A 15,559-nucleotide genomic window follows, 5' to 3' on the forward strand; every position below is an offset into this window, starting at 1 on the left:
AATGGTGTGGGTTATGTGATTGAAGAGTCTAGATGGTTAATGTTTGTACAGCTTTGGCTTTTTGCGTTTGTATAGTTTAAAAGTTAGCGCTTTTGTTACCCTCGTCATTGTGTGCTTGCCCCGCAATCAAGGTTGTTGGTCATTGGACCTTGAAACAAGTTCAGGGTGACGGGGTGGGGAATGGTGTGGGTTATGTGATTGAAGAGTCTAAGTGGTTAATGTTTGTAGAGTTCTAACTTTTAGTGTTTGCATAGTTTACACGACTAGTGCCTTTGTCTCCCTCGTCATTGTGGGCTTGTTCCGCAATCTAGGTTTTTGATTAATGGACCCTGAAACGAGTTCAGGGTGACGGGGGGGAATGGTGTGGGTTATGTGATTGAAGAGTTTAAACGCCCAATGCTTTAGTTTCCCTCGTCATTGTGGGCTTGCCCCGCCATCTAGGATTTGATTAATGGGCTCTGAAATAATCTCAGGGTGACAGGGATGAGGAGTCTTGCAGGCATGTGCTCGGTGCAGGCTCCTCGATTAAAGCAATTTTACTCCTGAGTATAAATATAGTCCCAAGCGGCTTTGCCGAGTATCTGTATTTGAGATTTAAATTCTGGATGGGTTTCATCGCCATTTGAGGCCAATATAACTGCCGACTTACTAGTTTTATCTATGGCCAAATAGCTAAACACGCCGGGGTCTCCGCCATTAAGATGGATATGGTCATGGTCAAGAAACCAAAAATAGCCAACGCCTTCACTGCCCCCAGCATGTGGGGCGTTGTTTAACGGGCTCATCGCAGTATTAAGTACACTCGGTTCTAATGTATCTTGTTTGAGCAACTCCATTGCGAACTTTGTTAAGTCCGCCATGCTCGACTTTAACATGCCATCATATCGCGTAGAGTAGGCATAATCAGGTAGCGCTTGATATTGACCATCATGAAATCCAAAGCGTATTGCGATCGGGTTTCTGCCGTTAAAATCAGCTTCCTCCCAGCTAGTATCATACATCTCTAGTGGTGCAAAAATACTTTGGTCTGAGAGCGTTTGAATGCGCTCGCCGGTCAAGTTTTCGATTGCACTTGCTAACAGTGCAGTTGCTACATTTGAGTATACTGGCGCCAATTGTTGTGTAAACGCAGGTTCATCAGTGTAATTATCAGGTCGATAATACAGACCGCCGGGGTTAAGGTATGCTTGCAGATAATCATTTGAGTCAATGATCACATCGTTAGGGCAGTTACTTTGATTTTCTACACGATTCCAAAAGCTGGTACCACTAGCAACAAAATATATATTGCAGCGATAAATATCTGAGTCTAGTACGCCACTGGTATAAGTTAAAAGGTGTTTTAGATTAGGCTGAGCGTGATAGTTTTTAGGTAACTCAACTGCAAAACTTAATGCCTCATCTAATGATGTATCTAAGGAAATTTGATATTGTGCTTGGTTTAATGCGACTGTGGTACCGAGAAAGCCTTTGCTGAGGGAGCCAAGATAAAAAGGTGTGTCTGGAGTGACTTTGCTTCTATCCCCTGCTAGCCCTGAAGTCCCAAAGCCTTTTTGCATCACGAGTTTGCCATTTTTAATGATAGCCATTGAAATGCCAGGGTAAATACCTGAATCTGCGGCGCGACTCGCAATGTGCTCCAGCTCCTTAAGACTCATTTGACGTACGGCAGGCATGCCAAGCTGTTTAAGGGCCAGATCATAACTGGGTTGGCGCTCAACAGCGAACATCACACGGGAGGTCTCATGAGCTTGCTGATCTGGTTGAATACCTGCCACTTCAAGTAATTTTTTCTGGCTATCAAGGTAAGACTCATTTGAAATGTTCAGCTGCCATCCATTGGGTAAGGTGAACGCGAGCGGGTTAGATAGCGCGCCTTGGGTGACAGAGCCTATTAAGGCAACGTGATCCAATGCAGCCATACTCAAGGCAAAAACTTCAGCGGAGCCAGCTGTGCTTTTCCCGTTGATGACTCGTACTGGGTTGGTATATACCGCACGCTCTGGGGTTAATGATACCTGCTGATTGCGATCTGAATTTACGTTGACGGCCTTTTTGCTATACACCTCGATGTTGTCGTTGGCAAAAAAGTTGGCAAGGCTGATGGCAATGTCATCAATTGAGCCTGAATTTAATCGATTGTCTATGATGATAGCTTGCGTGCCACGAAGCGATGACATCATCTCTCTAAAGGCCTGTTCAGCGGCGCGTATTTCGCTGGCTGTGTCTTGTGTGTCTGAAAAACCTGCAAATCGATTGAGTTTAATAAATCCGATATTGTCCTTATTTACGCCCCATTGCAGTGCGGGGGGGGTGGCGTTATTTCCGGCTTGTTGCAGGGTACTTGGTTGGATATAAGCAAGAAAAAGCTGGTTTTGACCTTGTAGTAAATTCTCCATGTTTTGTTCAAAGCTGGTGCTGAACTCTGCGGTTAGATTGTTAGCCAGTTGTTGAAATATTCCGGGTTGAGCAGCATTGAATACATTGTTTGAGGATTGCAATGAGACTTGTGCATCGTTAAAACCGCTCACCATATCACGCATTATGTCAAACAGTCGCTCTGGCGGTGTATCGGCATTTATCTGTGGCCTGTAGTGTAAATATCGCTGCATCCAGTCGATGCCGCGATGTTGCAAAAAACCGTAATGATCATTAATGCTGTGCCAAAAATACTCAAAATTGTCGAGCGGACTTTGGCTGTTTTGCCACTGTGGCAAATTACATGACGCAGGTAAATTAGCGATTTCTGCTAGCTCGACGCGAGTTAAACGCGACAAAGATGGATCAATATAGGAATAGTGATTGCCTGTAAAAGAGCGTTTAAGGTCGTCGGCACTATCAAAAAACTGTGCCCGAGGCATGTTTAGCTGTTGTTTGCAGCCAATGGTATTAAATTGATATTGGGTAACATCATTTTCCTTAAAGTGAATGAGTTGCCCATAACCTGTACGCTCATACACTCCGCTGAGCTTACTGTCATCGGTGACAGGGAAAATAGTGTCTTCGTCGCTGCACCCTGTTAGTGCAATAACTATAGCGACAGACAGTATTGAGCTTTTATAACGTTTTTTCATGGCATTACCTTGTTAATTGGTTAGTAATGGCTGCCATAATAAAAATTAAAAGCGGATCTGTATGTTGCGCTAGTGTGCCGGTTTTAGACAGTTTGTGACAAAGGAGCAAGGTTTAGATTGCATAAAGTAATTTGAACAAAGACAATGGCCTATGTGTCACAAATGGTCACAATATCAAGAGCCTGTTTCATTTAAGCTTAGGCAATTGAATTGCTTTAAATTGAAAGGTGTCGAATTAGTAATGAGTAGTAGCTTGACCCAAGAAGCGCGTAAAAACTTGATGCTCGTTGAGGACGATGTTGAACTGGCAGGTTTGATTAGAGACTTTCTAATGAAATATGAATTTAACGTCAGCATTGTCACTGATGGCTTGGAAGCGGTGGATAAAATAATTAAGCAACAGCCTGATCTGGTTATTTTGGATATTATGTTACCGGGGCAAAGTGGTATGGAAGTGTGTCGTCAAGTAAGGTCATACTATAAAGGCGCGATTTTGATGCAAACTGCTTTGGATGATGACATCGACCAGATGATGGGGCTTGAGCTAGGTGCGGACGACTATGTTATTAAGCAAGTACAACCGCGATTGCTGCTATCTCGTATAAGAGCTTTATTGCGACGTATAGAGCCAAACAATCAAAAAGGCCGTGAGTTGTCATCAGTTGTGAGCGATGCAAATAGTCTGCAAATCGGCCCGCTCAAAATTAATATTGCAGCGCGACTTGTTCACGTAAATGCGCGAGAGGTGGATTTAACCACCGCTGAGTTTGAGTTGTTACACTTGCTGGCGACTAAGCCTGGTGAAGTTATTTCCCGGGACTCAATCGTGCAACAGCTGCGTGGTTACGAATATGATGGCCTAGATCGCTCAATTGACCGACGTATATCGCGATTGCGAAGAAAACTTCAGTGTGGTGGGCAGCAGCCCGAGTTTATCAAAACCATCCGCGGACAGGGTTATCAGCTTTGTCTTCATACTGACTCGGTCAACAAGTAGGGTTGTAAGATGTATAAAGCTTTTTTACTGCTATGGCTGGTTGTATTTGTACCGATCTTTTTTCTGATCATTCCCCATGATTTTAACCCACTGCCCAAAATCAATGATGCTTCATTAAAATCATTTTTCGTCAAAACGTATTCTGGGACATTTTATTTACTGGATAAACAGCTCTCTATTACGCCAGAAAATCAGTGGCGTAAAGAGGTAGCGCAGTTGTCGAATGAGTTTGGTTATACACTCACATTACTACCCCTTGAGCAGGCCACTGATGTGCCATTGTTACAACTTCAACTTGAACAAGGCGAGTTTGCATTTAGTAATGGTGAACCTGAATTACTGCTGCGTCGTGTCGAGGATAGTCAGTGGGTAATTTCAATGGCGCTTGATGACTCTGTTGAAGAGACCTTAAGCAGAGTGAGCCGAGGTCCTGTTTATATGATGAGTCAGGCGTTTGATGGGGTGCCTGTTGAGCAGTGGCCAGCAGTATTAGATGAGCTGCGCAAGCACTTTCATTATGCACTGAGTATGGTGCCCATCAATGAACTTCCTTTGAGCGAAGAGAAAATGGAGCGGTTAAACAAAGGGGAGTTAGTATGGGTGGCTCAGCCCGATGGTCACTTGCTGTTTTACTACCTTTTGCCAAATGGCAGCTTGGTGCTTCAAGCTGGTGCCTTGCCAGTGCTTAACAATGCTGCTTGGATATATCTGGCGTTTGGGATTGTGTTCATTTTGGTGGTGTCAATTGGTATGTTTTTATGGGTATATCCACTTTGGCGAGACCTTAATCGATTGGATGCCACGGCAACTGATTTTGGCAATGGGTTTTTAGACAGTCGAGCGGTACTTGCCAAAAACACAGTTATTGCACGCCTAGGCCAGTCATTTAATGTTATGGCGGATAGAATTGAGAAGCTGATCTTAGGTCATAAAGAGCTCACCAATGCCATCGCTCATGATTTGCGAACGCCGCTTTATCGATTGCGCTTTGCCATTGATATGCTGGATGACGCGACGGAACAGGAGCGCTACAAATACAGAGATAGTATTCAAAACAGTATTGACGATCTGGACAATTTAATTAGCCAAACATTGACGCTGTCTCGTTATAGCCGAGCCATGGACATCACCCACTTTGCTAAGTGCCATCTTGCGGGGCAAATTGAACGCGAAATAGAGCAGCTCCGTCAGCAGTTTAGCAATCTAGAAATTGACTATACTGTTGACAAGGCACTGATTAAAAGTCAGCTGTTTGTGGACCGTCGGGCATTACTAAGAGCATTGAACAACTTAATGTCAAACGCCTCGCGCTTTGCCAATAGCAAGATAAACGTGTGTTTGCGACTCGTTGAAAATTCATGTTTATTAATCGTTGAGGATGATGGCCCTGGCATTGAGCAAAACCAATGGGCGCGTATTTTTAACCCTTTTGTACAGCTGCAAAATATAGAGCGTGATAGCAACAGTGGCCACGGATTAGGGCTTGCGATAGTGCAGCAGGTCGCGCTTTGGCATAAAGGCGAGGCCAAAGTAGGGCGCTCACCTTTGGGGGGCGCGTATTTTGAATTACGTTGGCCACTTGAGATCACCACCTGATTGATACGTTTGGCAGTGTGACTGTCACACTGTCGTGGCGACAACGTCGTTGAAGGAAAGAGGATGAATCTAATCGTACGTTTTTTATTTTCCATAACCATTGTCATTGTTGTGTTTGTTGTCTCTGCAACCCTTGCTGGGGTGCTTGCCGATATCGCTGGAGTTTGGAAAAAGCCAATCATTGGCGGTGTGGCGGCTGCATGTGTGGTGTTTGCTGGGTATGCCTCTGCGCCAAAGCATAAGCTAATATCAGCATCTGTGTGGCTGATTATCGGGGCGGTTGCAGCGTGGGTTTTATCGAGTGTATTTATGTACGCTGAAGATGCTGCTACGCAATTGCCTTTGTTGATCACTTATGCAAGTGGTGCTTTGAGTCTGATGTTATGTTGGCTTTGGCATAAAAGGGCGTTAACGACAAGCACCGACTAAGCCGATACTCATCGTTAATCGAGATTAAACAGTAAAACAGACCTTTTTATAACTCATTTTTGTTTTGGTATCGTAACTTGCCACCAACCCAGGTTTGCAGCACTGGTATATCGCGAATTTCTTTTGGGTCTTTAATGCTTAATGGATCTTGCTCTAAAATCACATAGTCAGCTAGCTTGCCCTCTTCAAGGCTCCCAAGCCATTGGTCGGTATGACACTGCCATGCGGCATCATAGGTGATGGCGCGCAATGCTTGGTCACGAGTAATGCATTCGGCTTCATTGAGAACAGCGCCCTCAGGAGATCTTTCCATAATTCGGGTTACCGCTTGTTCCATCATGCGCAGCGGCCCCAGTGGACTTACTGACAAGTCACTGTGTAATGTGATCCGTGCGTCAAGGTCTAGCATGGTCTGACAGCGATCTAACAGTTGCGCTTTTTCCTTAAAGATTACTTGATCAAAAGCATACCCCCAGTAGCCAACATGGCCAATTAGAAAGCTCGGTGAAATTCCCAGCTGTTGCATACGTTTGGCGCTCAAATCATTCAGCAACGAACAGTGTTCAATACGGTGGCGGCGCTCAAGCCCAGATTGTCCATTGAGCGCATTTTCATAAACATCCAAGGTGATGTCTATGGCGTGGTTACCATTGGCATGGATAAGCATTGGCCAACCTTTAGCGATTATATTGTTAACCATTGTTTGAAAGTTAGGTTTTTGCGGCTCTTGATCAGCTGGTGGTGAAGTAACAATGGCAACCTCTTCGGTTTGCTGCTCTGTAACAGTCGCAATTACCTTGGTATTTGAACCTGAAACTAAGGCAACCTTCTCGGTTTGTAGATCTGTAACAGTGGCAATCACTTCGGAATGTGGATCCGCAACCCCTTCGGTTGTAGGCGATACACTAAAATTAAAAATACCGTAGTTATTTTTTGGGTTACAGCTGTATTGCTCACTTTGATACCCAGTAAGTCCCTGATTGGAGCCATCTGACACTAGTTTAACGGCCGCTTGAAATGGTTGGTTCAAGTCGACTCGTTCAAGTGGTTTAAAGGGGTGAATATCGTCTTCGGTACTTTGCACGTTGGAGCACAGCTTTGCGTAGCCGACGCGTGCACGTTGTGGGGTGAGAGCTTGATAAGCTTTGAGCACGACTTCCATAATGGGCTGCATTCCAGCTTCAAGCATCATGGTGACACCACGCTCATTGGCAGTTTTAAATATATTGCTGATATTCTTTGGCAAGTCTTCAATAATTTGGGCTTTTTGTGACAGTGGGATAGCGTCAAAACCGTAGCCCATTTGATCCAGCTCTTGTAAGGCACCTTGTTTCTTAACCAATTCGGTCAACTCATCACGTTCACTTTCGGGGAATTTACTTACGATCTCATTTAACGCAATTGTGTTGATGTAAGCCGTGTGTAATGATGCTGCTAGCCAAAATACAGCGCGATCAGGAAATTTTTGGTCTAGCCATTTTATGTCAATCACTTGTAGTTGATTATCAACAAAAGGCATCAGAGATGGATCAACATCGACTCCAAGCAGCCATTCGCCCTCTTTTAAGTGTTTTTCAGCTTCAAGGGCCACCTCGCAAATTGTATCTGGGCTATAGTCTTCTTTCAAACGCTGGCTATCATCTGGCTTATCATTGTAAGGTCCAAGCGGTGCCCAGCTCATCGTCATTGCTGTTGGGACAATATGTACATGTGGCTCAATCAATCCCGGTAAGAGGGTTTGTTGAGGAGAGAGCTCAATGTGATCAAGCTCTTGCATTCCCAGTGCATGCATTTTTGTGCTGACAGTATCTAAGTCACCCACAGCGACTACTGTGTCACCGGCAAAGCCAATAGCATCAACTTGCTCTGTTGAGCCATTTATCATTGGCCGAATTTTTCCACCAGAATACATAACCAACTCTTTCATAGCTTCTTGATCTGATGCTTGCTTATTGGCATAAGCTTGGTTAATACTGTTTTTTATTTTGTCTAAGCTTGGCTGGTTTTCAAATGAGGACCAAAGAGGGTTGTGGCATGCGCACTGGGCGCATTCGTGGCAATCGTGATGACTCATAGTCGTCTTCCTTTTGTTTGCTTGATTGTGAGTGTTTAAAACTATTGCAAAAAAGCATACAACCAAACAGCGGTACATACGTATTACACTGTGTTACAGGGGAGAAAGTGTAGAGATGTGTGTAACTATTTCAGGAAGGTTTGATTAAATATCGGTGCATGATGGATATGCACTATATTATCTAGATTAAGGATGAACGAAAAATATGTTCACATGGAAGGATCCTATCAACAAGGTATGCATTATTGCTTTGTCGATATCGCTTTATTTATTTTTTGATGACAGGCAGTTTTGGTTTTTTCAAGCGAGCTCAGAGTTTGCAAATGATTCAAATAAACCAAGGGATACCGAAGCTGAACTCTCAGTGGTTGGCGTTGATATTCAGAGTGAACTCAATGGAAAAAATGCAGTTAGACTGAGAGAAATTGTAGACCATCAAACTTACCTACGTCATTATGGGCGGTGTCAGCCACCACTTGGTGGCAGTATCAAGTACCGGATAGAAAATGGCATTTATACGTGGGTAGATAGCAAAGGGATAACCAATTATTCGGATCAAAAACCTAAACATCATGCTGCGTTATATCAACCAAAAAGCAGTCGGGTTTTGGATTACTTTGAGCTAAGGATCAAAGGAAAAACGGTTACTCATTCTTTCAAAAATGCACTCATTACGCGGCTAAATGCAATATTCAGAAGCTATACCAGTGTTATTGGGCTACAAGCCATGCGAAAGGTCACACTTAACATAGAGGTGCTGCCAAACAGGCGTGAGTATGAGCGAGTAGTGAAATCGTATGGTGGTGATGGCACAAACACATCCGGAATTTATTTTGGCAATAAAAATACCGCATTGGTAGTGCAACGGTCTTATGAACAAACTATGCAAACGGCGGTCCACGAAGCGGTGCATGCAATTAATCAAGCTGTAATTGGTTACTCGCCGCGGTGGTTAAATGAAGGGCTTGCCGAGTATTTCGAGACAGTAGAAGTAAAGATGCATCACGCTAAAATAAAACCACAATACTTCCTCAATAAACAGGGTTATATTAGTGGTAAGGTTGTCGCTCCTTTAGAACTTTTAAATGCGGAACACCATTGGAGCGCTGAAAACGCAGAACCCTTTTACAAAAGCAGCTGGGCATTCGTTCACTTTTTAATGTCTTCAAACTCGGGACGTCAGACGCTTAAAGATATCATGTTGCAAGAGCAGTCAGAGCCGTGTAGTTCACTCACTGCAAATCAACTAAAGGGTATAATGACAAATAATCAGCCCAATTTGGCGGCAGCTTTTCAAAAATATTTAAATCTTCCAATCAAAACGCAGCGCCTGTAATCCCCATATTCTAATTCTTTTTTACTAAACAAGTCAGAGTGTTAAATTTTTAAGTGGATATCGCAAAAGACGGTACATGGATTGAGCGCAGTTCATTGCCGCTCGTGTACCAAAAAAGAAAGGTGCATATTTTAACTTGAGTGCTACATTTATTTTACTCTGCTGGAGCTGTATCTCAGCGAAATAAGTGCGCACCGAGGCTTATTTTGTTAACAGGTGCGTTTTTTTGCAGTAGTAAAAGTATCTAAAGGATATAAATATGAACTATTCACTTCACCCTTCAGTGGGCGTCGCTAGACTTGGAAATAGCGACGGTCAATTTTACTTGGCACCGGATCAAATTGGAGGGCTTCCCTACGAAGCTGATGAGTTGGGGAATAAAATTGACACCCCGGTAAGCCAGTTTAAGGATGACGAGGGGCGGATCCGCAGACAAGGCCAGCCTTTTAAAATTATTGATGAAAACAATAATGAACTGACGCTATCAAATGACAAGGTTAAAGCCATTACGTGGACTGTACATGTCGCAAACAAAAAAGCGGCATGGTATGAGTTTAATGAGTTGCAAGGCAACTTACTATTCGGTGAAGACAACAGCTACAAAAAGCGAGGTACGCCTTGGCGCAATAAAGACGCAGACGATCGCCGCGCGTTGATTATTGACCCAGGTCCGAGAACCATTTCAGGTGCCAATGACCAAGCTAATTTTGATGAGGCGAGCGCGCCGAGTAATTACCCCGTGAGTTTTCCTCCTAAGCCTTGTCAAGGCACAGAAGTTAAAACGCTGGGTAACATTTTAACGGACAATGAAGGGCGTTTAGTGGTCATCGGTGGTTTCGGTAATGCCGGCGGTAACGAGCCGCTTGAATCATACGGTGGTGCAGACACTTGGCATGACGATATTGCTGATGGGACTGTTTATTGCACAGTAACATTTAACGATGGCAAGGAGTTGAAACTATCTGCTTGGGTGATTGTTGGTTCACCTGATTTTGCGCCGGAAATTGTCAATATTTCCAATTTGAGCGACACCATGTTTGATGTTGCGGTTAGGGAGCAAAACCTATGCCCCGAGCTATTTCAAGGTGGTGAATTTCAAACATCTTATCCGGCCAACTATTATCGAGATATTGAGCCGATTATTCAGCGGATCAGCCGCTATCAATGGGTATCTAATGTCCAATCTATGTCGGCATTTGTGTCAAATATCTTTGATTTTAAAGATAACTCTGAAGACAATAAAGCAAACCGAGAGGCCTACTTTAACTATTTCAGACAGCCTGTTGACCCTGCAACCATGCTGCAAATCCCACCTTTAGAACAAACTAATCAGCAGCTATTTGAACATGGTACTGAAGGGCATTTACCCTTGATGCCTATGAATTCAGGTAGCAACTCAGTCAGTAACGCAGAGGATAATATTGTCGATAAGTTTTTGACGTTAACTCAAACGCAATACTTTTTACTGAGCCAATGGGCTGAGGGTAATTTCTCAAGTGAAAAGCCCGCAGAGCCTACGTCTGCACAAGATGATTTTGGTGTATTTTATGCGGATCAAAGTAGTGTCGGAAATTGTGTGGGCTTGCCTATGTGCCCAGGTATTGAGGTGACATGGAGCATGCAAAACCCCGCAGTATACGCGGCGCCTTATGTGATCAAAGATCAAAGTATGGGTAACGGCTTTCCAAGCGGCTTAGATCCAGAGCGCGATGAATGTGAAGGCGGTGGGTGCCAGCCAGGCGATTTAACTAAACGTATGGCGTGCCCGTGGCAGGCTGATTTCTTCAATTGTACGATTCAAAATGTGAACTTTACCGATCCTACGGTCAACAAAGTGAATGAAGGCACAGAGGAAGACCCAAATATGGTGCCGCTTGCACCAACGTATTATAGCTATTGGTGGCCACCACAAAGTCCGTGGGATGTGTTGACCAATCAGTATGATGACCAAAGTCTGACCCATTTGCCCGCAGGCCAACAAGTAAATTATGCTCGTGGTATTAATAGCTTTGTGCAAATGGTGGAGCATTGGTCAGCACTTGGGTTTATTCGCAATCAAAACACTGAAGAGCCAAACTTCCCATTTTTTACAGAATCGGAGCGAAACCACCAGTTATTTGCATACAAGGATGTCCCTGTATCTGATATCACAGGCAACCAGCAAGATGACGGCACGGACATTCCGGTGTTTTACATTCCAGATGATGTGAAAAGCCACCTTTCATCAGGGTGTGCAAAAGCCAAAGCCTTACTTAACGGACTTGAAAAGAAAATGGCGCAGCCAATTACGGCAAAACCTGCCATTAAAAAAGTGCCGCGCAGTGGTACTCGCACAAGACGGTAATTGAGATGATAAATGCACATGAATGTGATGTGCTGGTTGTTGGCGCAGGCCCCGGCGGGGCCTGCGCTGCATTGAACTTGCTTAATCACACTAATTTATCGGTAATTATGACTGAACAATCCGATTTGCAACGGCTTCGAATAGGTGAAAGCGTATCAGCGAGTATTTTTTCATTGTTAGACTATTTGCACTTGCCAAGGGCGCAATTTGGGGCTAGTTGTTTTACACCTACTCAAGGCAATAGCGCTTTTTGGGGAAGTGATAAATCGGCAAATCGTCACGCGATTTTTGCACCGGATAGAGCAACCTTTCAAATTGATCGAGAAACGTTTGATTTAACGCTTGTTGAAAGTGTACAAAACCGCGGCGGTCATGTATTCCCGCGGACTAAATGTAAAATGGTAACTAGGTTGCAGGACGGACGTTACTTGGCTTTTGCGAATCACCCTGAATTTGGCAAGTTTGAAATTGTATGTCGTTACCTTGTGGATGCGTCGGGTCGTAATTCTTCATTGAGTAAATCAATGGGGAGTCAGGTGGTTCAGTATGACAGGTTAACTGGCGTTGGAGCATTTTTTGAAACCACCAACATGGCGCTAGAGCAAATCCAACTGATAGAAAGTGATGAGTTTGGCTGGTGGTATAGTGCAGCATTGTCGCAGAAAGTGTTGGTTGTCACCTACTTTAGTGATTTTGAATTCATTTCAAAAATGAAAATTAACCGCCCTGAACAATGGTTGAAACATCTTGAAAAGAGTGTGCATATGTCTAAAAGAATTGCCGGATCACGACTTATCGACGACAACCTTTGGGTTCGGCCAGCGGGCACGCACTTCAGTTGCTTTGCGCATATCGAGCACTATTTGCCCGTGGGGGATGCTGCGTGTGCTTTTGATCCTATTTCTTCAATGGGGTTGGGGTTTGCTATGTCATCGGGTTGTCAAGCCGCGACCATCATTGGCAACTCGTTAACACCTGAAGACTTTTTAAATAGAAGCCGTATTTACCAACAAGATTTAGAGAATCAGTTTGAGCAATATTTAAACTTAAAGCAGCAGTTTTACAGCAAAGAGCAGCGCTGGCATGATGCGCCATTTTGGCTCAAGCGCCATGAGTGTCTAAATCGGGTTGCTTGATGTGGCTGGCCATTTAACTATCAGTGAACAGTTTCTCAGATCAAAAACACTTGAGCTAAGAAACTGCAACAGCGTGATATCCCCCTGCTAGAGCAAACTTAATATCTGTTTAGCGTTTTTACGGGCCAAGCAACTTTTTACCGGGTTATTCGAAAACGCTTTTGAAGATATTTCTACTTGCTCACCTTGATGTAAAGTATCGTCATTATAGACCTTCACTCGACAGGTCGTTTTGTCTTGTTTTTCGGTGTAAACAAGTTCCACTCTTTCTGCTTTCATAATTAAGTTTTTGTAGGGGTATCCCGCATTGGTGAAAATTCTTTCAACCTGTACCTGCTGAGCCGCTGATGTAAAAGCAATGAATGGAACTGCGAGCATAATTGCATATTTCATGATAAAAAGTCCCTATGTCTCTGGTTTCATCGCTAAGTATTAGATCCATTGGAAAAACTGACAAACGAGAAATTTTGTTCCATAGTTAAGTTTTAGTTAAGTGAAAATGAAATGAAATCACCACCATTTAAAGGGCTTTGGTACTTTAAAACAGCTGCAGAATTGGGCAGCTTTAAACAAGCCGCAGAAGCGTTATTTGTGACACAAGCTGCTGTGAGTCAACAGATCCGTATTTTGGAGCAGCAGCTAGGGTGTACTTTGTTTGAAAGGCAGACGAGGAAAGTGCTTTTAACTCAGCAAGGTCAAGATTTATTGCCATATTTGCACAAAGCTTTTGGGCAAGTTGAAATGGGACTATCGATGTTAAAGTCAGATCCAAATCCAAACACTATCAGCCTATCTGTTTTACCCTCATTTGCTACGTGTTGGTTACTTCCTCGACTAACGAGCTTTAATAAAGCCTTACCAAGTTATCAGCTTCGGATAGATCCAACCGAGCAACTAGCGGATTTTAATCACGAGGATATCGACATAGGGATCCGCTTTGGTTTGGGTGACTATCAAGGATTAAAAAGTGAATTAATTGCAAAAGATGAATTAGTTATTGCGTATCGTCCCGGACTAATAGACCCTCACAAACCACTTCGCGCTCAGCTGTCTAAACTCAACTTTATATACGATGAAGGACGTGACAATGAATTGGCTTGGCAAGCGCTGAGCTCGCAACTTGACTTAGAAGGTCACACATTAAGCAATTTGAAAATTGACAATGCGGCGCTTGTGCAACAAGCGACTGTCGCCGGGCAAGGGTTCTCTTTATTGCGTAAACGCATGGTGGAACAGTCTTTGGAAATGGGGCAATTAGAAATCTACCCCGATTTCGCTTGGTTATGCGAGTACAGCTATCATTTAGTTGCGCCAGAAAGCCATTTTGAATGGCCTAAATTCAAAGCATTTCGCGATTGGATTGTTGCTGAATTAAATGGGGTGGCGGCGCAATAGGTGAGGAATTCAAGATTGAGAAGCCTCCTATTTGAGAGAAAGTCCGAGGCTGAATTTCCACTGAGTTTACTGACTTGGCTTTGATATCCAAACATGATTTCACAGTAGTTGTAGGTAAGCTCACATCGCCATTGTGGGCTCGCCTCGCAATCCATGTATTAGTGTAAAGCGCCGTTTGTGATGGCCCTGAGTCAAGCTCAGGGTGACGAGGTTGGGACAGGGTGACGAGGTTGGGACAGGGTGACGAGGTTGGGACAGGGTGACGAGGTTAGAGTTGGATGACGGTGTTAGGGCTTAGGGACGAGGCTGGGACAAGAGGACGGCGCTGGAACTGGGTGACGTCGGATGTCGGGAAGTACCGTATTGCTTAGCATTTGTATCCACCGTCATTGTGGGCTTGCCCCGCAATCCATGTTTTAGTGTAGCGCGCCGTTGTTGATGGACCCTGAGTCAAGCTCAGGGCGACGAGGTTAGAGCTGGATGACGGGAGGCGCCATAGTGCTTAGCCTTTACCTCCGACGTCATTGTGGGCTTGCCCCGCAATCCATGTTTAGCGCAGAGCACCGTTGGTGATGGACCCTGAGTCAAGCTCAGGGTGACGAGTTTAGAGCTGGATGACGGTGTTAGGGCTTGGGGACGAGGTTGGGACAGGGTAACGTCGGACGTCGGGGTGTACCATAGTGCTTAGTATTTGTATCCATCGTCATTGCGGGCTTGCCCCGCAATCCATGTTTTAGTGTAGCGCGCCGTTTGTGATGGGCCCTGAGGCAAGCTCAGTTGTAAAGATCATGCCAATGAGGATTACTCTGTTCAATTAATTCAATCTTCCATGCCCTTTTCCAGTTTTTTAGCTGCTTTTCTCGAATAATTGCCGAAATAATTGAGTCACAGCATTCGTAATAGACTAAAGTATGCACGCTGTAAGAGCTTGTAAACCCTTTCACTAAATTGTTTTTGTGCTGATAAACTCTGGCTTTTAAGTTTTTCGTCACACCTACATAAAGAGTTCCATGTGGCTTTGACGCTAGAATGTATACACTTGGTTGCATATTTTCCTCCATGAAAAGTACTAATCTAAATGGTTTTAAGGATAAAAATCTTACATTGTTGGAAAGCTCTTTCAGCCGATTAATCTATAAAGGTCGAGCACAATATATGTTTTAGCGTAGCGCGCCGTT

The 15,559-nt window shown here is 44.0% G+C and carries 11 protein-coding genes; 7 read left to right on the forward strand and 4 right to left on the reverse strand.

Annotated elements, in window-relative coordinates; genetic code table 11:
- Positions 1 to 536: 536 nt before the first annotated feature.
- Entirely contained in the window at positions 537 to 3,074 is a 2,538-nt protein-coding gene (locus MHN81_RS27660; protein ID WP_239427337.1) for a serine hydrolase, read from the reverse strand.
- Between the two features lie 241 nt (positions 3,075 to 3,315).
- On the opposite strand from MHN81_RS27660, the gene MHN81_RS27665 reads away from it, so the two are divergent.
- From MHN81_RS27665 to MHN81_RS27675, 3 genes are all read left to right on the forward strand, one after another.
- Positions 3,316 to 4,071 carry a winged helix-turn-helix domain-containing protein gene (locus MHN81_RS27665; protein WP_239427338.1) on the forward strand — a complete coding sequence of 252 codons (756 nt, stop codon included), beginning with the start codon at positions 3,316 to 3,318 and terminating at the stop codon, positions 4,069 to 4,071.
- Between the two features lie 9 nt (positions 4,072 to 4,080).
- A complete protein-coding gene (locus MHN81_RS27670) occupies positions 4,081 to 5,667 on the forward strand; it encodes an ATP-binding protein (RefSeq protein WP_239427339.1) in 1,587 nt (528 codons plus the stop codon).
- A gap of 63 nt (positions 5,668 to 5,730) precedes the next feature.
- The gene (locus MHN81_RS27675) at positions 5,731 to 6,096 is read left to right on the forward strand and encodes a hypothetical protein (RefSeq protein WP_239427340.1); all 366 of its coding nucleotides are present in this window, start codon (positions 5,731 to 5,733) and stop codon (positions 6,094 to 6,096) included.
- Between the two features lie 46 nt (positions 6,097 to 6,142).
- Here MHN81_RS27675 and MHN81_RS27680 read toward each other — a convergent pair whose 3' ends face one another.
- Positions 6,143 to 8,170: an amidohydrolase gene (locus MHN81_RS27680; protein WP_239427341.1), complete on the reverse strand. Its 2,028-nt coding sequence runs from the start codon at positions 8,168 to 8,170 to the stop codon at positions 6,143 to 6,145.
- A 205-nt stretch (positions 8,171 to 8,375) separates the two neighbouring features.
- On the opposite strand from MHN81_RS27680, the gene MHN81_RS27685 reads away from it, so the two are divergent.
- The 3 genes from MHN81_RS27685 (at position 8,376) to lodB (ending at position 12,986) form a co-directional block, all read left to right on the forward strand.
- Positions 8,376 to 9,506 carry a DUF1570 domain-containing protein gene (locus MHN81_RS27685; protein ID WP_239427342.1) on the forward strand — a complete coding sequence of 377 codons (1,131 nt, stop codon included), beginning with the start codon at positions 8,376 to 8,378 and terminating at the stop codon, positions 9,504 to 9,506.
- Between the two features lie 259 nt (positions 9,507 to 9,765).
- Complete coding sequence (lodA, locus tag MHN81_RS27690) at positions 9,766 to 11,850, forward strand: CTQ-dependent lysine 6-oxidase LodA (protein WP_239427343.1); 2,085 nt, start codon at positions 9,766 to 9,768, stop codon at positions 11,848 to 11,850.
- A 5-nt stretch (positions 11,851 to 11,855) separates the two neighbouring features.
- Positions 11,856 to 12,986 carry a lysine-epsilon-oxidase maturase LodB gene (lodB, locus tag MHN81_RS27695; protein ID WP_239427344.1) on the forward strand — a complete coding sequence of 377 codons (1,131 nt, stop codon included), beginning with the start codon at positions 11,856 to 11,858 and terminating at the stop codon, positions 12,984 to 12,986.
- Positions 12,987 to 13,073: 87 nt separating this feature from the next.
- Here the strand turns inward: lodB and MHN81_RS27700 are convergent, their stop codons facing one another.
- On the reverse strand, positions 13,074 to 13,379 hold the full coding sequence (locus MHN81_RS27700) for a hypothetical protein (protein WP_239427345.1): 306 nt from the start codon (positions 13,377 to 13,379) through the stop codon (positions 13,074 to 13,076).
- A gap of 111 nt (positions 13,380 to 13,490) precedes the next feature.
- Here MHN81_RS27700 and MHN81_RS27705 point away from each other — a divergent pair, with 111 nt between their 5' ends.
- Complete coding sequence (locus tag MHN81_RS27705; protein WP_023397942.1) at positions 13,491 to 14,381, forward strand: LysR substrate-binding domain-containing protein; 891 nt, start codon at positions 13,491 to 13,493, stop codon at positions 14,379 to 14,381.
- A 773-nt stretch (positions 14,382 to 15,154) separates the two neighbouring features.
- Here the strand turns inward: MHN81_RS27705 and MHN81_RS27710 are convergent.
- Entirely contained in the window at positions 15,155 to 15,430 is a 276-nt protein-coding gene (locus tag MHN81_RS27710) for a GIY-YIG nuclease family protein (protein WP_239427346.1), read from the reverse strand.
- Positions 15,431 to 15,559 lie beyond the last annotated feature (129 nt).

The sequence above is a fragment of the Pseudoalteromonas sp. Of7M-16 genome (genome assembly GCF_022347805.1).
Classification (GTDB): Bacteria; Pseudomonadota; Gammaproteobacteria; order Enterobacterales; family Alteromonadaceae; genus Pseudoalteromonas; species Pseudoalteromonas luteoviolacea_F.

What these genes read in the sequence shown, in the direction of transcription:
- MHN81_RS27705 (WP_023397942.1), top strand. Translation starts at nt 13,491, where the DNA reads ATGAAATCACCACCATTTAAAGGGCTTTGGTACTTTAAAACAGCTGCA.
- MHN81_RS27680 (WP_239427341.1), bottom strand. Translation starts at nt 8,170, where the DNA reads ATGAGTCATCACGATTGCCACGAATGCGCCCAGTGCGCATGCCACAAC.
- lodA (WP_239427343.1), top strand. Translation starts at nt 9,766, where the DNA reads ATGAACTATTCACTTCACCCTTCAGTGGGCGTCGCTAGACTTGGAAAT.
- MHN81_RS27685 (WP_239427342.1), top strand. Translation starts at nt 8,376, where the DNA reads ATGTTCACATGGAAGGATCCTATCAACAAGGTATGCATTATTGCTTTG.
- MHN81_RS27710 (WP_239427346.1), bottom strand. Translation starts at nt 15,430, where the DNA reads ATGCAACCAAGTGTATACATTCTAGCGTCAAAGCCACATGGAACTCTT.
- MHN81_RS27675 (WP_239427340.1), top strand. Translation starts at nt 5,731, where the DNA reads ATGAATCTAATCGTACGTTTTTTATTTTCCATAACCATTGTCATTGTT.
- MHN81_RS27665 (WP_239427338.1), top strand. Translation starts at nt 3,316, where the DNA reads ATGAGTAGTAGCTTGACCCAAGAAGCGCGTAAAAACTTGATGCTCGTT.
- lodB (WP_239427344.1), top strand. Translation starts at nt 11,856, where the DNA reads ATGATAAATGCACATGAATGTGATGTGCTGGTTGTTGGCGCAGGCCCC.
- MHN81_RS27660 (WP_239427337.1), bottom strand. Translation starts at nt 3,074, where the DNA reads ATGAAAAAACGTTATAAAAGCTCAATACTGTCTGTCGCTATAGTTATT.
- MHN81_RS27670 (WP_239427339.1), top strand. Translation starts at nt 4,081, where the DNA reads ATGTATAAAGCTTTTTTACTGCTATGGCTGGTTGTATTTGTACCGATC.
- MHN81_RS27700 (WP_239427345.1), bottom strand. Translation starts at nt 13,379, where the DNA reads ATGAAATATGCAATTATGCTCGCAGTTCCATTCATTGCTTTTACATCA.